Annotated in this window: 17 protein-coding genes; 9 read left to right on the forward strand and 8 right to left on the reverse strand. The window is 65.2% G+C overall.

The genetic code is table 11. The features are described 5' to 3' along the window. Nucleotides 1-191: 191 nt before the first annotated feature. On the forward strand, nt 192-773 hold the full coding sequence (locus tag ACT01B_RS17365) for a DUF4136 domain-containing protein (RefSeq protein ID WP_445144461.1): 582 nt from the start codon (nt 192-194) through the stop codon (nt 771-773). 90 nt (nt 774-863) lie between these two features. On the opposite strand, the gene ACT01B_RS17370 is transcribed toward ACT01B_RS17365, so the two are convergent. Next, nucleotides 864-2,789, reverse strand: coding sequence for a hypothetical protein (locus ACT01B_RS17370; RefSeq protein ID WP_445144462.1), 1,926 nt, complete (start codon nt 2,787-2,789; stop codon nt 864-866). 62 nt (nt 2,790-2,851) lie between these two features. Beyond that, the gene (locus tag ACT01B_RS17375; protein ID WP_445144463.1) at nt 2,852-3,739 is read right to left on the reverse strand and encodes a hypothetical protein; all 888 of its coding nucleotides are present in this window, start codon (nt 3,737-3,739) and stop codon (nt 2,852-2,854) included. Between the two features lie 419 nt (nt 3,740-4,158). Between ACT01B_RS17375 and fusA the strand changes: the two genes are divergently transcribed. After that, nucleotides 4,159-6,198: an elongation factor G gene (gene fusA, locus ACT01B_RS17380; RefSeq protein ID WP_445147517.1), complete on the forward strand. Its 2,040-nt coding sequence runs from the start codon at nt 4,159-4,161 to the stop codon at nt 6,196-6,198. A 136-nt stretch (nt 6,199-6,334) separates the two neighbouring features. Beyond that, nucleotides 6,335-6,850, forward strand: coding sequence for a GreA/GreB family elongation factor (locus ACT01B_RS17385; RefSeq protein ID WP_445144464.1), 516 nt, complete (start codon nt 6,335-6,337; stop codon nt 6,848-6,850). Nucleotides 6,851-7,005: 155 nt separating this feature from the next. Here ACT01B_RS17385 and ACT01B_RS17390 read toward each other — a convergent pair whose 3' ends face one another. After that, nucleotides 7,006-7,473, reverse strand: a complete 468-nt coding sequence (locus ACT01B_RS17390; RefSeq protein WP_445144465.1) for an SET domain-containing protein — start codon at nt 7,471-7,473, stop codon at nt 7,006-7,008. Between the two features lie 205 nt (nt 7,474-7,678). On the opposite strand from ACT01B_RS17390, the gene ACT01B_RS17395 reads away from it, so the two are divergent. The 4 genes from ACT01B_RS17395 to ACT01B_RS17410 all read left to right on the forward strand — a co-directional run bounded on the left by ACT01B_RS17395 (nt 7,679) and on the right by ACT01B_RS17410 (nt 11,583). Beyond that, nucleotides 7,679-8,173, forward strand: a complete 495-nt coding sequence (locus ACT01B_RS17395) for a hypothetical protein (RefSeq protein ID WP_445144466.1) — start codon at nt 7,679-7,681, stop codon at nt 8,171-8,173. Between the two features lie 36 nt (nt 8,174-8,209). After that, nucleotides 8,210-9,985 carry an acyl-CoA dehydrogenase C-terminal domain-containing protein gene (locus ACT01B_RS17400; RefSeq protein WP_445144467.1) on the forward strand — a complete coding sequence of 592 codons (1,776 nt, stop codon included), beginning with the start codon at nt 8,210-8,212 and terminating at the stop codon, nt 9,983-9,985. 296 nt (nt 9,986-10,281) lie between these two features. Next, complete coding sequence (locus ACT01B_RS17405; RefSeq protein ID WP_445144468.1) at nt 10,282-10,755, forward strand: GNAT family N-acetyltransferase; 474 nt, start codon at nt 10,282-10,284, stop codon at nt 10,753-10,755. Nucleotides 10,756-10,872: 117 nt separating this feature from the next. Then, on the forward strand, nt 10,873-11,583 hold the full coding sequence (locus ACT01B_RS17410) for a DUF899 family protein (protein WP_445144469.1): 711 nt from the start codon (nt 10,873-10,875) through the stop codon (nt 11,581-11,583). Here ACT01B_RS17410 and ACT01B_RS17415 read toward each other — a convergent pair. Both ACT01B_RS17415 and ACT01B_RS17420 read right to left on the reverse strand, forming a co-directional pair. Continuing rightward, nucleotides 11,580-11,981 carry an ester cyclase gene (locus ACT01B_RS17415; RefSeq protein ID WP_445144470.1) on the reverse strand — a complete coding sequence of 134 codons (402 nt, stop codon included), beginning with the start codon at nt 11,979-11,981 and terminating at the stop codon, nt 11,580-11,582. The two genes, ACT01B_RS17410 and ACT01B_RS17415, sit on opposite strands and share 4 nt — an antisense overlap. Before the next feature lie 236 nt (nt 11,982-12,217). Further along, nucleotides 12,218-12,988 carry a SapC family protein gene (locus ACT01B_RS17420; RefSeq protein ID WP_445144471.1) on the reverse strand — a complete coding sequence of 257 codons (771 nt, stop codon included), beginning with the start codon at nt 12,986-12,988 and terminating at the stop codon, nt 12,218-12,220. Nucleotides 12,989-13,244: 256 nt separating this feature from the next. Between ACT01B_RS17420 and ACT01B_RS17425 the strand changes: the two genes are divergently transcribed. Both ACT01B_RS17425 and dxs read left to right on the forward strand, forming a co-directional pair. Then, the gene (locus tag ACT01B_RS17425; RefSeq protein WP_445144472.1) at nt 13,245-13,847 is read left to right on the forward strand and encodes an HNH endonuclease; all 603 of its coding nucleotides are present in this window, start codon (nt 13,245-13,247) and stop codon (nt 13,845-13,847) included. Nucleotides 13,848-13,939: 92 nt separating this feature from the next. Continuing rightward, nucleotides 13,940-15,829, forward strand: a complete 1,890-nt coding sequence (gene dxs, locus ACT01B_RS17430) for a 1-deoxy-D-xylulose-5-phosphate synthase (RefSeq protein WP_445144473.1) — start codon at nt 13,940-13,942, stop codon at nt 15,827-15,829. A gap of 50 nt (nt 15,830-15,879) precedes the next feature. Here dxs and prmC read toward each other — a convergent pair whose 3' ends face one another. The 3 genes from prmC to ACT01B_RS17445 form a co-directional block, all read right to left on the reverse strand. After that, complete coding sequence (prmC, locus tag ACT01B_RS17435) at nt 15,880-16,707, reverse strand: peptide chain release factor N(5)-glutamine methyltransferase (protein ID WP_445144474.1); 828 nt, start codon at nt 16,705-16,707, stop codon at nt 15,880-15,882. A gap of 109 nt (nt 16,708-16,816) precedes the next feature. Then, the gene (locus tag ACT01B_RS17440) at nt 16,817-18,493 is read right to left on the reverse strand and encodes an FAD-dependent oxidoreductase (RefSeq protein WP_445144475.1); all 1,677 of its coding nucleotides are present in this window, start codon (nt 18,491-18,493) and stop codon (nt 16,817-16,819) included. A 125-nt stretch (nt 18,494-18,618) separates the two neighbouring features. Further along, entirely contained in the window at nt 18,619-19,578 is a 960-nt protein-coding gene (locus tag ACT01B_RS17445) for a LysR family transcriptional regulator (RefSeq protein WP_445147518.1), read from the reverse strand. Between the last annotated feature and the right edge of the window lie 63 nt (nt 19,579-19,641).

The following is a 19,641-nucleotide window of genomic DNA, read 5'->3' on the forward strand; positions in this document are numbered from 1 at the left end:
CCTGTTCCGGGAATCTACTCGGAGCAGGCTCTTGGCTGTTTGGTAGTTTTACTGCCTCAGGCACCGTGGAACTTCGATCGACAAGCCCCGCAGGGTGGGACAAGCTGGTGCGCGGCCATCGCGTGGCATCCACGATCCGCCTCGCACAATGCGCCTTGCCCGCCCGGGTCTTTCACCTAGGAGTCGACGTCATGAAACTGCTGCGTCTCCCGCTCATCGTCATGGCCTTGGTGCTTGGCGCGTGCTCGACCGTCAGCATCACCAATCAATGGCGCGATCCGTCCTGGGCCGGCCCGCCGGCATCCAGCGTCGTGGTCGTCGGCATCTCGCGCAGCGATGTCATGCGGCGCATCTTCGAGGACACCTTCGCGCAACAGCTGCAGGCTGCCGGCGTGCAGGCTTCAGCCAGTTATACCCAGATACCGCCTGGCAGTGGCGGCTCCGTGCGGCTACACGACCTGGTCAAGGGCAGCGGAGCGCAGGCGGTGCTGGTTACGCGCGTGCAGCGTGTCGAGCAGAAGATCAACGTGACGCCGAGCGGCCCGTACTACGGCGGCTTCTACGGCTGGTACGGCGGCGCCTGGGCATCCACGCCTGACATCCAACAGTATGAAGTGATCACGCTGGAAACCAGCGTGTGGGACGCGCGCAGCGAAAAGTTGATCTGGTCGGTGACCACCGAAAACGTGGCCACCAACGACATTCCCAAGACCTCCACGCAGCTGGCGCAGACGCTGATTCCGAAGCTGAAAGCAGACGGAATTTTGCGCTGAGGACGCCGGCGGCCGCATCACACCGCCGGCGCGGACGTTTTTTGTAGGAGCGCACCCTGTGCAGCCGTGCGTGGGCAGGCGATCTGCAACTCAGTGAAACTGGTCGCTCGCCGGCACCCAGGTGCTACCCGCCCGCGCCGGCACCGGATTCACCACCGGCGGATCAACCTCGCACCCTGGCGGCAGCGGTCCGCCACCCACCCGCGCCGCGGCGCACTGAGCACTATTGTCCAGCTTGGCCGTTGCTACCACCGCTGATGCCTGCGTGGCGGCTGGTGCCGGCGTTACCAGCGGATTGCTCGGCGCAAGTTTCATCCTTTGATAGACGACGTCGTCTACCGGCTTCGGCGGCGGATCGCCATTGCCGCAGCCGAACAAGGCCATCGGGAACAATGGCATCACCACGCACTCGACACGCACGCCACGCGGCAAGTGGAAGGTATGCCGCATGGTGGTCTTTTCCACCGCATGGCGAAGCGCCGTATCGATGGAACTCTCTCCCTCCGGCGTCCAGTCCTTGTCGAAACGAGTCGACTCGTAGCCAATATTGGGCGTGCCGTGCGACATGATTTCGGTATTGCCGTGCGGCTTGAGCTGGACATAGGTGCCGCTGGGTCCTCCGGACGGGTTCTGCCCTTGCGGTCCTTGCCCATTGCCCTGACCGGCAGGCACGGACAGATTCAAGCCGTTCTTGCCGGCCACCGCGGGCGACTGGTTCGCGCCGTTAGGCTGTCCGGGCGTTCCAGCGCTACTGCCTTGTGGCGTGGCATTGGGCGCACTGCTGGCGCCCTGCTCACCGGCCGACTTGCGGCTTTCGCTGCTGGCCGTACTTTCCTGGGCGGCCGCTGCACTTTGTGCTTGTGCCGCGGAGGGCGTCGACGTGGGAGCCGCGCTTGCCGGGCTCGGTGCCGCCTCTGACGGTGGCTCGGCCGAGATCTGCGGACGTTCGATCGTCGGCTGGTTCTCCAGCGCGATCGCCTTGGGCGCTGCGGTCTCCAGGCGCGGCGCCTGCGGGCGCTGCATGCTTGGCTGTGGATTCGGCGGCAGCGGAACCGCTTCGAGTTCGGGCTCCGCCACCTGGATGGCAGGTGCCTCGATCCGCGGTTGCTCGCGTGAGACCACCGGCGTGACGGTAGTGGGCTGCGGCTCCAGGTTCACCGTCGGTGCGGGCTGCGCCGGCAACGGCACGGCCTGCATCTCCGGCTCCGGCGGCGCGGCAGGTTCCTGTGGCCGGGCCACGGGCGCCACGCTGGGCGGCGTATTGACCGGCGCAGCCTTCTCCATGGCGACGCTGGGCGCCTCCACCACGGGCGCCGATTGCGGCGGTATCTCGGGCAGCGCCAGTGACGCCGGCGGCGGTACCGGCTCGTTGCCTTCCACCTGAGGCTTGCGCACGGGCTCGGGCTGGAACTTTGGTGGCACCGGCTGCGCTACGGGCGGCGTCTCCAGTGCCACCTGCGGCGGCTGGGCAGCGCTCGGCACCGGCTGCAGCTCTTGCGTGGGTGCAGGCTTGGGTACGGTCACCGGCGGCAGCGGCGCGGCCGTGATCTCCGGCTTGGGCGCGGTCGGCCTCGCTGCCGTGGCGATCACCGGCGCCTCCAGCGCAGGCACGGGCACGGGCGAGATGTCGTTATTGGTGCGCGTTGCTGGCGTGCTTCGCTTCGCCGTATGCGGCGCGTTTGTCGCATTACCACGATGCACCGGTCCTACCTGCTTGGGCGGCGTGCCGCGCACGGGCGGTGGCGGTGGTGGCTCTTCCTGCTTCTTCTCGATCAGCCGAACCTGCAGCGCCGTCGTGGATGCTTCGTTCAGCTCTTCCTGGTCATAGGCCGGGCCCAGGATGGCTCCAACCAGGAACACCAGATGGACGACCAATGCACCCACCAGGGCGAGGATGCGCAACCAGCGATCGCGCGGTCGCTCGGCGCGCCGACGGCGATACACGGCACCGCCCTCCGCCGCTGACTTGGGCGATGGAAGCGACACAGTCAGTCGGGCGGAGGATTCCCTGTCCATGGGGCAAGTGTAGCCGGCGACCCGGGTTGTCTGAGAAGCCCCCACGCAACGCGTGACAATGGCTATCCGCCGTTTTGCTCGCCCTGGTGAGCTGCGCGATCGCGCAGTTCGGCATCGACGGATCGCGTAGGCGTATCGACCGGGCAGCCCTGCGGCAACGGTTTGTCGGCACGGTAGATCGCAATGCACTCGTCCAGACTTGGCGGGGACGGCGTCGACGTGCTCGGCGCCAGCGCGCTGGCCGGTGCCATGTTGAGGCGCATGTCGCCGCTCTTCGACGACGGCGGCGGCGGCGGATCGCCCCCGCAACCACCCGCCAGCGCGGCGAACGAGATGGCGCAGTGGATGCGCACGCCAGGCGCGATATGGAACGTCTTCTTCACCGTCGTGCTGTCGACGGCGCGCTGCAACGCGTCGTCGACGCTGCTGCCGCCGTGCGAAAAGCCCTCTTCGAAGCGCGTTGGCTTGTAGGTGATGGGGCTGTCGTGCTGCATCACCTTGGTATCGCCTTGCGGCGTCCGTTGCACATAGCCGGGCGCTGCGGCGGGCGCCGCACTGCTGGCCGACGGCAACAGCGGCTGTGGAGGCGCTTCGTTAGGCGGAGGTGACGGTGCAGGCGTTGGCGCGGCCGCAGGCATGCTCACGGTCATCGCGTTCTTCGCGGGCGCTTCGTGCACCGGTGGCGGCTTCACGACCTCATGCGGCATCGCGACCACGGGGGCAGGCGGGGGCGGTAGCGCCAGCGGGGCTAGCTCGGTAGCAGGACGAATGGCCGCGCGTGGAATCAGGCGAACCTGCAGGGCGTTGTCGCGCCGGTGCGCCAGCACGGGCAGGTTGCGCAGCTTCATTTCGTGCCAGGTAAGCAGGCCGAACAAGGCATGCAGCAGCAACACCACGCCCAAGGCCGCCCATTGGCGCCGCCGGTTGGGCGGCGCCTTGCGCCAGCGCATCTGGTGCAGCAGTGCGCGGGTGGGGCCATCGAGGGGCGCCAGTCCGCGCTTCAGGGAGTCGGGCGACGTCCAGCGATGATGTTCGACCTGCTCGGTGTGCTCGATGGCGAGTCCCTTCCGGCTTGCATAGGGAAAACCGCACTGCCTGCATCCTTCAGGCCGCGCGTGGGGTGGAGACTGATGCTGACAAGTCAGGCGGGGCTTCGGTTCCCTGCCCCGCAGTGCAACTTGACCCCGCGCGACATTGGCTCAAGGCTATGCGGACGGCCTCCCCGGCCGTTATCCGCCATGACCGCCCCCGCGTCCCGCACGCCTGGACGACCATGACGGCCCGCCATCGTCAGTCGCTCGTGCGGCTTCGTGCGGCGCCGCAGGTCATCGTCGGCACGATCCCGCGCCCTGCAAAGGAGGGTCGCATCGTGTCGTACAACACGGAAAACATCCGCAACATCGCACTCACCGGCCATGCTGGTGCCGGCAAGACCAGCTTGTTCGAAACGCTGCTCCATGCCGGCGGCGTCATCCAGGCGCAGGGCTCGGTCGAAAAAGGCACCACGCAATCGGATACGGACAGTCAGGAAAAGGCGCGCGGCCATTCCATCGACAGCTCCATCGCCGGCATTCCCTATGGCGGCAGCCACATCAACCTGATCGATACCGCCGGCTATACGGATTTCCGCGGCCCAACGCTTTCCTCGTTTGCAGCCGCCGAAACCATCGCCATCGTGGTCAACGCGATCAACGGCATCGAATACGGCACGCGACGCATGATGGAGCGCGCCGCACAACGTCGCCTCGCGCGCGTCATCGTGGTCAACAAGATCGACTTCGAAGGTGCCAAGCTGGGCGCCCTGGTCGACGCGCTGCGTGAGGAATTCGGCACCCAATGCCTGCCCGTGAACCTGCCATGCCAGGGCGGCAAGCATGTGCTGGACTGTTTCTTCCACGACAAAGGCACGACCGATTTCTCGACCTTGGCGGAGGCGCATCAGCGCATTCTCGACCAGGTGGTGGAAATCAACGAATCGGTGATGGGGCACTACCTCGATTCGGGTGAAGGCGACCTCAGCCCGCAGGAGCTGCATGACGCTTTCGAACAGTGCCTGCGTGAGGGGCACCTGATTCCGATCTGCTTCGTCAGTGCACGTACGGGCGCTGGCGCGAAGGAATTTCTCGAACTCGCCGCGCGACTGCTGCCCAACCCCGCCGAAGGCAATCCGCCACCCTTCGTCAACAGCGAAGGCGAACGCATCACGGTCAATGCCGATCCCGCCCAGCACGTGATCGCCGACGTGTTCAAGATCGTCAACGATCCCTTCGTCGGCAAGCTCGGCGTGTTCCGCGTGTGGCAGGGCACGATCCGGCGCGACACCCAGCTGTTCATTGACGACAACAAGAAGGCGTTCAAGGTCGGACACCTGTTCCGCCTCCGTGGCAAGACGCACGAAGAGATCGAGCAGGCGATTCCCGGCGATATCGCCGCGATCGCCAAGGTGGAAGAAATTCACTTCGACGCCGTGCTGCACGACTCCCACGACGAAGACAGCATCCATCTGTCGCCGATGCAGTTCCCGCAACCGATGTTCGGGCTTGCGCTGGAACCCAAACACAAGGGACAGGAGCAAAAGCTGTCGCAAGCACTCGCCCGGCTGTCAGAAGAGGATCCTTGCTTCCGCGTCGAACACCACAAGGAACTCAACGAAACCGTGGTGCGTGGCCTGTCCGACCTGCATCTGAAAATCATGCTTGAGCGAATGAAGGAGCGCTATGGCGTGGAGGTGGCTACGCATCCACCGCGTATCGCTTATCGCGAGACCATCGCCGGCCATGCGGAAGGCCATCATCGGCACAAAAAGCAGACGGGTGGCGCCGGCCAGTTCGGTGAAGTATTCCTGCGCGTCGAACCGCTCGATCGTGGCGCCGGCTTCGAGTTCGTGGATGCGGTGAAGGGCGGCGTGATTCCCGGCCAGTTCTTGCCGGCGATCGAAAAAGGCGTGCGCCAGGCGCTGGAAACCGGAGCGGTTGCCGGCTTCCCGCTCCAGGATCTGCGCGTAACGGTGTACGACGGCAAGTACCATCCGGTGGACTCGAAGGAAGTGGCCTTCGTCAGTGCGGGAAAGAAGGCGTTCCTTGATGCCGTGGGCAAGGCGCGCCCGATCGTGCTCGAGCCCATCGTCGACGTCGAAGTGGCGATTCCCGAAGGAAGTGTAGGCGACGTGACGGGCGGCCTCGCCGGCAAACGCGCACGCATCCTGGGCACCGATTCGCTGCGCGGTGGCGAACTGGTGATCAAGGCCCAGGCACCGCTCGCCGAGCTCACCGACTACCCCACCGAGCTGAAGGCCATGACCGGGGGCCGCGGTCGCTATAGCCTGGACCTGAGCCACTATGAACCCGTGCCACTGCCGGTACAGAAGCAGCTCACCGAGGCCTGGAAGCCGCACGTGGAAGACGACTGATCCGCATCGCACCGACGACGTGCCCGACCGTTGTCGTGCACCTCGCCTAGGCGTGCGTCGCGCTTGATGCGCGACGTAACGCCGCCATGTCAATGAACAGAGCATGCGCCGGTGCAGCCGGCGCTGGAGGCATGAAATGAGCCGCGCCTTTGTGAAGGATGCGGACGAGTCCGTCGGCGAACGGCTGCCGGACATCCCGCTGAGCGAGCATCCGAACTACGTCACCCCGCGCGGACTGGTGCAGTTGCGCGAACGCATGATCGCGGCGCGCGAGCGGCGCGACGCGCTACGTGCCAACAGCGAAGTTCTGTCGCTGCAGAGCGAGCTCGCCGTGGTTGAACGTGACCTGCGCTGGCTCACCGCGCGCGTAGGCAGTGCGATCGAAGTGGACTTGCCGCAACAACCCCGCGACCGCGTCGCGTTCGGCGCCGAAGTCATCGTCGATAGCGACGAAGGCCAGGCCCGCTACCGTCTGGTGGGCGAGGACGAAGCCGATGTTGAGCACGGACTGGTCAGCTACGTATCGCCGCTGGCGGCGGCATTGCTTGGTGCACGGGTCGGCGATGAAGTGGTGTGGCATCGGCCGGCGGGCGATCTCACCGTAGAGGTGGTGGGGATCAGTTATCCCGAGACGGGGGCTTCGCGCCCATAGGAGCGCACCCTGTGCGCGATCACGGCGTTACCGCTCCGTTGGCTTTTCACTCGCCCTGCGGGCAGCTGGCGCTGTGCAAAGCGGCAGTCCTGCCGCTTTGTCGCGCACAGGGTGCGCTCCTACAAAAGGGCCTCCCGTACAGGGGGCGATAGCATTCAGCGCTTGGACTTGAGCAACGTCCCGGTGCATTTCGTCGAACCGCAACGACACTCCCACAACTTCTTCAGCCGCGCCGTATGCGGCACGTCGAGCGTGATGCCGTAGTCGTAGGTCAGCTCTTCGCCGGGCTTGATGTTGCGGATCGCCTCGATCAGCACGCGGTCCTTGCGCGGATCGCTGTTCGCGCTTTCCTCGACCAGTGCCTGGCAGTTCGGATCGCAGCTGTGGTTGATCCAGCGCGCGGTGTTGCCCTTGCGATTGGCGTCGATCAGGTACTCGTCGTTGAGCGTGAACAGGAACGTGTGCCCGGTCTCGCCGCCGTCGCCATAAAGCACGTCGGCCTCGGCATGGGTCATCAGCGTGCCCTTGTACTCGATGACTTCCTCGCCCTTCTTGATCGGGGCGACGGCAAAGACGCCATTGCCATGGATGGGCGAGCGGCGGGCAGCGATACGTCGGGTCATGAGTGCCAGGCGGAGTTTTGGGGAAGCCGCTGATGATGCCTGCTGCAACGCGCAATGGGAACCTCCCGGCGCACGGCCGACGCCATCATGCAGGGATGACGGCGCCCGCCGCACCATGCAGCAAAATCGATCTTGAATGCCGAAGGCAGGTGACAGACGCCTCGGTCCTCCTGCTAAGATTCAAACAATCGTTTGAGGTGAATCCATGGGACGACTGCTTCGCTGGATGGCGCTCGCTGCTCTGATGGCCGCTTTGCTGGCAGGGCTGGTGGCTTGCGGGCCGCCGCGCAAGAGCGTGTTCCCGCCATCGGTGAGCATCCAGGAAGTGAGCCTGCGCCCGAACGGACAGTGGCAGCTCACCTTGCGCATCCAGAACAACAGCTACGGCGGCATGGACTTCCGCTCCATTGACGGTGAGCTGAAGGTGGCCGACCTTGTCCCGGTGCGCTTGCACACCCGCTTCGATCTGGACATTCCCGCCTTCGCCGCGGATGTCACCCAGATCAACCTGCTGCCCACCCCCGAGATGACCGCCGCCCTCAAGGCCACCGCCAGCAAGGGCAGCGCGGGCAGCCTGGCTTATAGCGTTTCGGGCAACACCAGCGCCCAGCCGGAGCAGGAAAAGGCGGCGCGCGATTTCACTTTCCACGACAACGACTGGCTGTCACCGGTGCCGGGCATCCCCAACACCTGGCGCTGACTGCTGGCGCCCGCATTACCCACGAAGGACTACGCCATGACCATTTACAAGGCTCCGCTCGACGACCAGCGTTTCGCCCTCTTTGACGTGCTTGGTGCGGAAGCCGTGCTTACCAAGTTGCAGGGTGGCGAAGGCCACACGCGCGATCTGCTGGACGCCGTGCTGGAAGAAGCCGGCCGCCTGAGCGAAGCCGTGTTGGCGCCGACCAATGCCAGTGGCGACGAGGAAGGCTGCCACTTCGACAAGGCCACCCTGACGGTGACCACGCCGAAGGGTTTCAAGGCGGCCTTCAAGGCGTTCGCCGACGGCGGTTGGACCGGCCTGACCCAGGCCGAGCACTTTGGTGGCCAGGCCCTGCCCAACACCATCGGCACCGCCACCACCGAGATCTTCCAGTCGGGCAACCTGTCGTGGAGCCTGTACCCGCTGCTGTCCGAAGGCGCCTGCCACGCGATGGAGGTGCACGGCACCGAGGCGCAGCAGAACACCTATCTCAAGCCGATCGTGGAAGGCCGCTGGACCGGCACCATGTGCCTGACCGAGCCGCAGGCTGGCTCCGACCTGGGCTTGCTGAAAACCCGCGCCGAGCCTAGCGCGGACGGCAGCTACAAGATCACCGGCACCAAGATCTTCATCAGCGCCGGCGAGCATGACCTCACCGAGAACATCATCCACCTGGTGCTGGCCCGCCTGCCTGACGCACCGGCCGGCAGTCGCGGCATCTCGATGTTCATCGTGCCCAAGTTCAAGGTCAATGCGGACGGCTCGGTGGGTGCACGCAATGCGGTGGCCGCTGGCGCCATCGAGCACAAGATGGGCCTGCGCGGTTCGGCCACCTGCGTGATGAACTTCGACGCCGCCGAAGGCTATCTGATCGGCCAGCCGCACAAGGGCCTGGCTGCCATGTTCACCATGATGAATGCCGCCCGCCTTGGTGTCGGCGTGCAGGGCCTGGCGCTCACCGAGCGCGCCCTGCAGAACAGCAGCAACTACGCCCGCGAGCGCCTGCAGTCGCGTGCGCTGTCGGGTCCGAAGTTCCCGAACAAGCCGGCCGACAACCTGCTGGTGCAGCCGGACGTGCGTCGCATGCTGCTCACCCAGCGCGCCATTGCCGAAGGTTCGCGCGCGCTGCTGTTGTACACCTCGCTGCAGACCGACGTCGAAGCACGCGGTACCGACGAAGCCACCCGCAAGCACGCCAGCGACCTGGTCGCCTTCCTGATTCCTATCGCCAAGGGCGTGGTGACCGAACTGGCGCAGGAGAGCACCAAGGAAGCATTGCAGGTGTACGGCGGCCACGGCTATATCGCCGAGAACGGGGTCGAGCAGTTCGTGCGCGATGCCCGCATCATCACCTTGTACGAAGGCACCACCGGCATCCAGGCAGCCGATCTGCTGGGCCGCAAGATCCTCCAGCTGCAGGGCGCCGGCTTCAAGATCTTCCTCCAGGAGATCCAGGCGTTCTGCCAGCAGCATGCGCAGGACGCATCGCTGCGCGAGCTGATCGCACCGTTGGCTATCTATGCCAAGCAGTGGGCGGATCTCACTTTGTCGCTGGCGCAGCGCGTGCAGGGCAACCCGGAAGAACTGGGTGCGGCGGCGAACGACTACCTGTACTACTCCGGCTACGTCACCCTCGCCTATATGTGGGCGCGCAGCGTGGCGGCCCTGGCCAATAGCAGCCAGCAGGAAGCGTTCAAGCAGTCCAAGCGCGATACGGCCAGGTTCTATTTCACCCGCATCCTGCCGCGCTGCCTGACCCACCAGGCCGCCGTGGAAGCAGGCATCGATACCTTGCCGGCGATCGCCTGACCAACCAGCGGCCCTCATCACGAGGGCCGCCTGGTTCCTGGGGGATGTAGGAGCGCACCGTGTGCGCGACAAAGCGGCAGGACTGCCGCTTTGCACAGCGCCAGCTGCCCGTAGGGCGAAGGCCAAGGAGGGCCCGAGTCAAGGAGGGCCCAAGTGAAAAGCCTACGTAGCGGCAACGCCGTGATCGCGCGCAGGGTGCGCTCCTACAAGAGCGATACCCGCCCCCAGGGACTACCGCGACGGCCGGGCAAGGTGTAGAACCAGCAAACCTTTCCCTCGCGGCCCGGTTTCCCCGCATGAGCGATGTAACCTACCTGATTCGTCTGGCCGAAGACGACGATGACTTCATTCTTGGCCTGGTGCCCCGCTTCGTGGATTTCACGCTGCCACCCTGGCGACGGCGGCACGAATGCATCGAGGGTATCCGCAAGGACCTCCTGCGCCATCTCGAGGACCAGCCGGCCAACAGCTTCCTGTTCGTCGCCGAAGACAGCGACGGCGAGGCGGTGGGTTTCGTCCACCTGCAGAAGACCCAGGACTTCTTCACCGGGCGCAGCAATTGCCATATTTCCGACCTGGCCGTGGCGCCGGCACAGGAAGGCCGCGGCGTGGGCCGGGCCCTGCTCGAACATGCCGAAACCTGGGCGCGCGAACATCGCTGCCAACTGGTGACGCTGGCCGTGTTTCCGGGCAACGAGCGTGCCCGGGCGATTTACGAAGGCGCCGGCTATGCCGCCGATCTGCTGCGGCTGGCCAAGCCCGTGCGCTGAAGCGTGACTTGCGCGCAAAATAGCTCCCAGCGCGGGCCACACGGAGATCCCAAACAGGCTCTAGGACAGGGGCGCTGGTCGCGGCGTACACGACCATCACCATGTAGGGAGACGGCGATGGAACCGCTACTGCATTCCGTTCGATTCCCTGGCGAAACCGACGCCTATCGCCGCTCGCGCGACCGCCTGCTCAAGGCCGAAATGGAATTGCGCCGACAGGTCGAGGCCACGGCCGCCCTGCGACGCGCCCTGCCGCCGGGCGGCCCCGTTCCCGTGGACTACAGCTTTGATGATGAGGGCGACACGCCGATCGACACGGATATCGAGCGACAAGTGCGCCTGTCGGACCTCTTCGAGGACGTCAAGGACAGCCTGGTCATCTACAGCTTCATGTACGGCCCGGCCATGGCCCAGCCCTGCCCGTCGTGCTCATCCATTCTCGATGCGCTCGACGGCGAGATGCCACACCTGCGCCAGCGCACCAATGTAGCTGTCGTGGCCAAGTCGCCGATCCAACGCATCCGCCATTTTGCCCGTGAACGCGGATGGCGCCATCTGCATCTGCTGTCGTCCGCGCACAACACCTACGGTGTGGACTATCACGGCGAGACCGCCGACGGTAAGCAGATGCCGATGCTCAACGTGTTCGTGCGGCGCGGTGGGCAGGTTCATCACACCTGGGGCAGCGAGTTGATGTTCGTCGCCACCGAGCCGGGACAGGATCCACGCCATGTCGATCCGATCTGGCCGCTATGGCATGTGCTGGACTGCACGCCGGAAGGCCGTAGCGTCGACTGGCGGCCCAGCCTGACCTACGGCGATAGCTAGGGCGGCGGCAAGGCCATCTGGCGAAATATCGACGCCACGTCACGGGCGCCCCATCGACGCTCGATATGCCCTTGCCTGATCGCGAACCACTCCATGGCGACGACTTCATAGTCCTTGCCGGTCACGGGACCACCGTGGAACGGCGCCACCGAACGGCCGCGCTCGGTGTAGCGCACCGCCACGGTTTCGCCCTCGGCGATCATGGCATCCACTTCGAGGCTGACCTGGAAGCAGCGCATCAAGTCGCCCCACAGCGATCGGGCGACGTCGAGCCCACCGCAGCCGAGCGCGCCATAAATCAAGGCATCGCTGGCAAAGGTGGCGCACATCGCGTCGAGATCGCCGCGATTGAAGGCGTCCACGTAGGTCAGCACGACACGCTTGTTCTGTTCCGACACGGTGGTACCTCTTCGGAAACGGAGATCACGCCGGGCGCTGGAGCAGCCCGATCAACCGGTCATGTGGCGGCAAGCATAGCCCTGGTCGGCGCTTGGGTAATGTGAGGACAACGTCGGGGAACGAACGGCACGTGGCCATGGCGGGCCGAGCCTGGGCGGCCGTCGCTCGACCCTTGGCGCCTTGCGCGCCAGAGGAAAAGCGTCGCGGCATCGAGAGAGGCCGCGACGCCGGTCGATCAGTTCTTGGTCGCGGAAGCCGCTTCGACCACTTCGACCTGCTCGCGCTGACCCAGGCGCTGGCCGATGCGGTCGATGTTGGACAGCGACAGCAGGTGCGCGTAGATCCAGCCGAACACACCCTCACGCAGGAACTCGTGCGTGGTCTTCTCGTCGAGCTGGCGCAGCTTGTCCTCGTTCACCACGAACAGGCCATTGAGGTTGATGGACTTGCCATCCTTCTCCAGGCGGATGTTGCGCGGCTCGAGCAGGTTGTGCTTGCGCAGCTGCTGCATGAACCACTGGGTGCGCGCGACATGCTGCTGGAACTCGCCGAGGAACTTCACGGCATTGGCCAGCAGCTCGGTCTCGGCGCCATCTTCCTTGAACAGGCGATCGCCTTCCGTCAGGCCGAAACCTTCGTAGGCCTCGTCGAGGAAGACGGTGAAATCATCGCCTTCCTGACCCACCGGCTTTTCAGCCAGCACGAACGGATAACGGCGCACGAAGGCGGGGATGTAAGTATTGGCTTCCCACTGGCCGGCTTCGTTGACGAACAGGTTCTCGTTCTCGCGCAGGCCGAGCAGCGCCATCGGGCCGGCATCCTCGGGGGTCAAGCCGCCGAACAGGATGGGCAGGTCGCGCGCCGCAGCGGGGAACTCCACGCCGGTCAGCGGCACCGAATGCACCGTGCTTGCGAACTTCAAGTTCGGAATCGGCTTGATGCGGAGGTCTTTGTGTGCGGTGCGGTTGAGCGGAACAGGACGCTCGTAGAACAGAACTTCAGCCACGTTTACTACCTCTCCCCCAGCCGTGCCGGGGTCGCCACCGAGGCTCCCCCTCCCAAACCCGGCCCCGGGTCTACAGATGAATGATCACTATATCAGTGCCTGAGGTCCCAGCGAACTCCCCTGCCGACCTAGGGTTCTGCCTGCCCAGACAAGCATTTGCGTGTGTTCTGTAACGAAAGTTGGTCTATGCTGCCCGGGTTACGAGCATCGTTGCATCGCCCGAACGTTCATTCGCCTTGGTTGAAGGACGCTTTGCATGCTGATGGAAGTGCCTCGCCGCGTGGTCGATCTGCATTCGACCCGCGTGCTTTCGCTAGATGCCGCCGGCCGCATTCTTGACTGGATCAGCTGGCAGGAAGCGGTTTGCCTGTATGTCCGCGACGCTGTCGCCTGGACGCTTGGCGACCCCTGCCTCACCGTGCATGGCGGCCACAACCGGCTTAGTGGTTTGCAGAGCCAGCTGTCGCTGCATCCGATCATCGCCAGCACCGGCCATTGCCGCGACCACGCGATTGATCCCGCGCCCGCGCTCACCAATACCGCCCTGTTCGCCCGCGACCGCTACCTGTGCATGTACTGCGGCGAGCGCTTCAGCCGCGGCGAGCTCACCCGCGACCATGTCCTGCCGATCTCCAAACACGGCAAGGACACCTGGGAAAACGTGGTCTGCGCCTGCCTGGCCTGCAACCTGCGCAAGAGCAATCGCACGCCCCAGCAGGCCAATATGCCCCTGCTAGCGGTGCCTTACCGCCCGAGCTGGGTCGAACACCTGATCCTGTCCAACCGCAACATCCTGGCCGACCAGATGGAATTCCTGGTCAGCCACTTGCCGCGCGACCGCCGGCAGCAGATGGCCTAAGGCCCCCCCCGTGGCCGCCCCGCGACGCAGCTGCCGCGGGTTTTCACTTCTCTGCCCTTGCCCCGCCCTTCCGCTGGGCCAACAATACGCCCATGAACGACCTGTCCCGCTACCCCCATCTGGCGCCCATCGAATCGCCGGCCGACCTCCGCCGCATCCCCGATGAGCAGCTCCCCGCCGTCGCCGATGAGCTGCGCCAATACCTGATCGAGGCTGTGGCCAGCTCGGGCGGCCATTTCGGCGCCGGCCTGGGCGTGGTCGAGTTGACTGTGGCCTTGCACCGCGTGTTCGACACGCCAAACGATCGCCTCGTCTGGGACGTCGGCCACCAGTGCTATCCGCACAAGATTCTCACGGGTCGCCGAGACCGCATCACCACCATCAAAAAGAAAGACGGCCTCGCACCGTTCCCGCGCCGTGAGGAGAGCGAGTACGACACGTTCGGTGTCGGTCACTCCTCCACCTCGATCTCGGCGGCGCTGGGCATGGCCATTGCCGCGCAGCGCAAGGGTGATCAGCGCAAGGTCGTCGCGGTGATCGGCGATGGCGCGATGACGGCCGGCTTGGCGTTCGAGGCGCTGAACCATGGCGGCGACGTCGAGCCGAACATGCTGGTGGTGTTCAACGACAACGGCATGTCGATCAGCGAAAACGTCGGTGCGCTGACCAAGATGGCGGGTCGCGCCATGTCCAGCCGCACGCTCAACGTGTGGCGTGAACGGGCCAAGCGCGCGATCCCCAAGCAATCGTTTTTCGGCCGCTTCTTCAAGCGCTGGGAAGAACACGCCAAGGGCATGTTCGTCCCGAGCACGCTGTTCGAGGAACTGGGCTTCCACTACACCGGCCCGATCGACGGGCATAACCTGCCCTTGCTGCTGACGGCCTTGCGTACGGTCAAGGACCTGCCTGGCCCGCAGTTGCTGCATATCATCACCACCAAGGGCAAGGGCTACGCGCCCGCCGAACAGGCGCAGATCGAATACCACGCGGTCGGCCCGTTCGACCCGCAGGCTGGCCTGGTGAAGAAATCGGCACCGTCCAAGCCCACCTACACCGATATCTTCAGTGACTGGTTGTGCGACATGGCCGCGGCAGACAGCCGCCTGCTCGGCATCACGCCGGCCATGCGCGAAGGCTCCGGACTGGTGCGCTTCTCCAAGGAATACCCGCAGCGCTATTTCGATGTGGCGATCGCCGAGCAGCACGCCGTGACCCTGGCCGCAGGCATGGCCTGCGAGGGCGCCAAGCCGGTGGTGGCGATCTACTCGACCTTCCTGCAGCGCGCGTATGACCAGGCCATCCACGACGTGGCGCTGCAAAACCTCGATGTGACGTTCGCCATCGATCGCGCCGGCGTGGTCGGCCCGGACGGTGCGACGCATTCGGGCAGCTTCGATCTGACTTACCTGCGCTGCCTGCCGAACATGATCATCATGGCGCCGGCAGACGAAAACGAATGCCGCATGATGCTGAGCACGGGCTTCCAGCATCACGGCCCGGCAGCGGTGCGCTATCCGCGTGGCAGCGGCCCCGGCGTTGCGCTGAGCAAGGAGCTGGAGACGCTACCGATCGGCAAGGCGGAGCTGCGTCGCCGCGGCCATGGGCTGGCCCTGCTCAGCTTCGGCGCAATGTTGGCGCCCGCGGCGGAAATCGCCGCCGAACTCGATGCCACCCTGGTCAACATGCGCTTCGTCAAGCCGCTGGACGAGGCCATGATCCTCGAGCTGGCGAAGACGCACGAGGCCTTCGTAACGCTGGAAGACAACGCCATCGCTGGCGGCGCCGGCAGTGCCGTAGCGGAGTGCCTGGCCGCCCATGGCGTGGCCATGCCGATCCTGCACCTGGGCCTGCCCGATGTGTATCTGGAACACGGTAGCCGCGAGGAAGTGCTCACCATGGCCGGCCTCGATCTGCCTGGCATCCGCAAGGCGATTCACACGCGCTTCCCGCATATCGGAACGTTGAGCCAGGTCAGCGCCTGAGTCTTGGTTCACTTGCAGCCGATGTGCGTGAGCACATCGGCTGGCAACGCCTAGTCGCCTTTGCGCCCACCACTCACGCGGTCGCGCTGTTCCAGATCGACGGCGGTGAATACCTCGGCGTAACCCGCACCAAGCAGCACGCTGCGCACGGCCTCGCCCTGATGCCAGCCGTGCTCCATCATCAACCAGCCGCCCGCTTCGAGATGGGCTCGCGCGTCCGCGACGATGCGCCGAATATCGTCCAGTCCATCGCGCCCTGAAGCGAGCGCACTGAAGGGCTCGAAGCGCAGATCGCCTTGCGCCAGATGCGGGTCGCCCGCTTCGATATAGGGTGGATTGGAGACGATCAGGTCGAAGCGCTGGTCAGCCAGCGCAGCAAGCCAGTCGCCCTGTGCAAAAGTGACGTTGGCGATGCCAAGTCGTTCGGCATTACGCCGGGCGACCGCTAGCGCTTCCGTACTTGCATCCGTGGCCACGACCAGCGCGTGCGGACATTCGCGCGCGACGGCAAGTGCGATAGCTCCGCTACCGGTACCGAGATCGGCAACGCGCGATGGCTTTTTTGCCGGCAACTTGTCCAGCGCCAGCTCCACCAGCAACTCGGTCTCGGGGCGTGGAATGAGCGTTGCCGGCGTGACTTCAAGATCCAGCGACCAGAAACCACGTCGGCCGGTGATGTATGCCACGGGCTCGCCATGCCGGCGGCGCTCAACCAACGCCGCGTAACGGGTGGCATGCGATGCATCCAGCGCTTCATCGGCATGCCCAATCAACCAGCTGCGCGGCTTGTCGAGAACATGAACCAGCAGCAGTTCCGCCTCCAGCCTGTCGCCGAGCTGGAGCGCAGCATCGGTCAATAACTGGCGCACGTCAGCCACGCGGCATGCTCCACCCACCCGGACAACGCTGCGTGAGGGAAATCGACCGAACAGGCATGCGGGTGTCCACCAGCAAAGGGCGAACAGTGTAGATCGAACGCACCTGATGTCAGCCGACGTCCGGGGCCAGATAGCGATGCACGGCCTGGATCACCACCGAGCCCTCGCCGACACTGGAGGCCACACGCTTCACCGAACCGGAGCGCACGTCGCCTACCGCATAAATGCCTGGCTTGGTGGTGGCAAACGGCGACTCCAGCAGGTGACCTTCGGCGCAGCGCCCGGTCAGCACGAAGCCCTTGTCATCCAGTGCAAGACAGTCCTTCAGCCATTCCGTGCAGGGTTCCGCACCGATCATCACAAACATGTTGCCGACCGGGCGGGTGGTCAGTGCACCGGTATCGCGATGACGCCAGCTCACCTGCTGCAGGCGTTCGTCGCCGTCGAGGCCGGTGATTTCGCTGCGCGTATGCAGGGTGATGGCCGTGGAGCGCGCGATGCGCTGCACCAGGTAGTCGGACATGGTGGCGGCCAGGCCCTCGGAACGTACCAGCACGTGCACATGTGCCGCGATGCCGGAGAGGAAGACCGCTGCCTGCCCGGCGGAATTACCGCCGCCGACCACCACGACTTCCTCGTTCTTGCACAGCTGGCCTTCCATCGCGGTGGCCGCGTAATGGATGCCCGCGCCTTCGTAACGTGCATAGCCGGGCACATCGAGTTTGCGGTAACGCGCGCCGGTAGCGACGATCACCGCGCGCGCCGCGACGGACTGGCCGTCGTCGAGCTGCAAGCGAAAGGGCTGCCCGGTGCAGTCGACGCTGGACGCCTGGCGCGAGATGGCCAGGCGCGCGCCGAACTTCTGCGCCTGCGCCTGCGCGCGTCCGGCCAAGGCCTGACCGGAGATCCCCGTGGGAAAGCCCAGGTAGTTCTCGATCTTCGACGAGGTGCCCGCCTGCCCGCCCGGCGCCAGGCTTTCCACCACCAGGGTGGAAAGGCCTTCGGACGCCGCATAGACGGCCGCCGCCAGCCCCGCCGGACCGGCGCCCACCACCACCACGTCATAGATGTGCTGTGGGTCGATCGACTCGGTGAGTCCGAGTTCATCGGCCAGTTCGCTGGTGCTCGGGTTCTGCAGGAAGCAACGTTCCGGGCAGATCACCACCGGCAATTGCTCGCTCTTGAGCTGGAAGCTGGCGACGAAACCGTCCGCATCCGGATCGACCTCGGTATCGATCAGCTTATGCGGATAGCCGTTGCGTACCAGAAAGCGTTCCAGCCGCAGCGTGTCGGCGCTGTGCCCAGGCCCCACCAGCACCACGCCACCAAAGCCCTGCCGGATCAGGCCGACCCGGCGCAGGATGAAGGCGCGCATGATGATCTCGCTGATATCCGCTTCCGAGGCGACCATGCGCCTGAAGTCCTCCGAGCGCACGCGCACTATCTTGCTGTCGCAGGCAGCGCGCCCCGAGGCGAGCACGCTGCGCTGGTTGAACAGGTTCATCTCGCCGCTGAACTGGCGCGCCGCATGAATCGTGATGACGTTGATGTCGCCGGTCTTGTCTGTCGCGAATACTTCGAGCAGGCCTTCCAGCACCAGGAAGAAGTCGGTGCCGCGCTGGCCCCGCTGGAACAACACGGTGCCGGTCGGCACAAACTCTTCCACACCGTAGGCCGCGATACGTCGCACCATCGCCGGGCTCAGCCGCGGGAACATCTGCTCCTTGCGCAGCATGGGATCGGTAGGGTCGTATACGAGCTCAGGCGATGGGGACTGATCCGACATGCAAGACTCCTCGTCATGGGCCATCCCGGCAAGCGCGGCCGGGTTCTTCCTGGGTTATCCGCCGCGCCGTGAAGATGTGCGCCCCGGTCCTGGCATCCTGCGCCTGTATCCGCGTCACCGGCAAGTCAGTTTTGCGACGGCTCCATCGCCTGCGTGATGGCCTGCACGAGGCGCTCGCGAAACCAGCGGTGCGCCTGGTCTTCGTCCTTGGCGTCATGCCAGTAGGCGAGGATCGGAAAGGCCTTCAGGCGGATCGGCAACGGGCGCACGGCAATCGGCAACAGGCCGGCAAGGTGATTGGCATAGGACTGCGGTACGGTGAGCAGCAAATCGCTGGCAGCAGCGATCTGGCACGCGGAAAAATAGTGCTGGCAGACCAGGCGTACTTCGCGAAACATGCCGCTCTGCCCCAGCAGCAGGTCCAGCGCGTTCGACTCACCTAGGGGCGAGACGACGACATGCTGTGCCCCGAGGTAGTCGGCGCGACGCAGTTGGCTCGCCAGCGGATGATCGCGGCGCATGACCACCGACAGCGACTCATCCAACAGATGGCGACGCGAAATACGCGGCCCGGCACGCAGCGGCCGGTCCACCGCCAGATCGAGTGCACCGGCGCTGAGCTCACGCTCCACCTCATCGGCAGCGAGACGGCGACTGACCACCCGCACGCCCGGCGCGGCGTGTTCGATATCCCGCATCAGGGACGGCAGCGCAATCGATTCGAGGATGTCGCGAAAACCAATGACAAACTCCATCTGCCATTGCGCCGCGTCGAACGGCGGCTGCGCATGGGTGCTGCCGAGCAATCCCTTCAGATGCGCCTGCACGGCCGGCATCATCGCGCGCACTTTCTCGGTGGGCAGCAGGCGGTTGCCCTGGCGCACGAACAGCGGATCGCCCAGGTGGTCGCGCAAGCGGCGCAACGCATGCGTCACGGCGGGCTGGGTCAGGTGCAGCACACGCGCCGCGGCGCTCACCCCGCCATGGCTGTAGATCGCGTCAAGCACACGAAACAGATTGAGATCGATGCGACTGTCGCGCTCCACGGCACCCTCCGTCGAGCCGACCCGGCTCACCGTCAACATATTCACACGGCTAATACCTGGACATAAAGCATATTCATTTCAATTATCAGGTGGCGCGGGCGT

It is taken from the genome of Dyella sp. Tek66A03 (genome assembly GCF_052567735.1).

What these genes read in the sequence shown, in the direction of transcription:
- ACT01B_RS17365 (WP_445144461.1), top strand. Translation starts at nt 192, where the DNA reads ATGAAACTGCTGCGTCTCCCGCTCATCGTCATGGCCTTGGTGCTTGGC.
- ACT01B_RS17370 (WP_445144462.1), bottom strand. Translation starts at nt 2,789, where the DNA reads ATGGACAGGGAATCCTCCGCCCGACTGACTGTGTCGCTTCCATCGCCC.
- ACT01B_RS17375 (WP_445144463.1), bottom strand. Translation starts at nt 3,739, where the DNA reads ATGCGCTGGCGCAAGGCGCCGCCCAACCGGCGGCGCCAATGGGCGGCC.
- ACT01B_RS17385 (WP_445144464.1), top strand. Translation starts at nt 6,335, where the DNA reads ATGAGCCGCGCCTTTGTGAAGGATGCGGACGAGTCCGTCGGCGAACGG.
- ACT01B_RS17390 (WP_445144465.1), bottom strand. Translation starts at nt 7,473, where the DNA reads ATGACCCGACGTATCGCTGCCCGCCGCTCGCCCATCCATGGCAATGGC.
- ACT01B_RS17395 (WP_445144466.1), top strand. Translation starts at nt 7,679, where the DNA reads ATGGGACGACTGCTTCGCTGGATGGCGCTCGCTGCTCTGATGGCCGCT.
- ACT01B_RS17400 (WP_445144467.1), top strand. Translation starts at nt 8,210, where the DNA reads ATGACCATTTACAAGGCTCCGCTCGACGACCAGCGTTTCGCCCTCTTT.
- ACT01B_RS17405 (WP_445144468.1), top strand. Translation starts at nt 10,282, where the DNA reads ATGAGCGATGTAACCTACCTGATTCGTCTGGCCGAAGACGACGATGAC.
- ACT01B_RS17410 (WP_445144469.1), top strand. Translation starts at nt 10,873, where the DNA reads ATGGAACCGCTACTGCATTCCGTTCGATTCCCTGGCGAAACCGACGCC.
- ACT01B_RS17425 (WP_445144472.1), top strand. Translation starts at nt 13,245, where the DNA reads ATGCTGATGGAAGTGCCTCGCCGCGTGGTCGATCTGCATTCGACCCGC.
- dxs (WP_445144473.1), top strand. Translation starts at nt 13,940, where the DNA reads ATGAACGACCTGTCCCGCTACCCCCATCTGGCGCCCATCGAATCGCCG.
- ACT01B_RS17440 (WP_445144475.1), bottom strand. Translation starts at nt 18,493, where the DNA reads ATGTCGGATCAGTCCCCATCGCCTGAGCTCGTATACGACCCTACCGAT.
- ACT01B_RS17445 (WP_445147518.1), bottom strand. Translation starts at nt 19,578, where the DNA reads ATGTTGACGGTGAGCCGGGTCGGCTCGACGGAGGGTGCCGTGGAGCGC.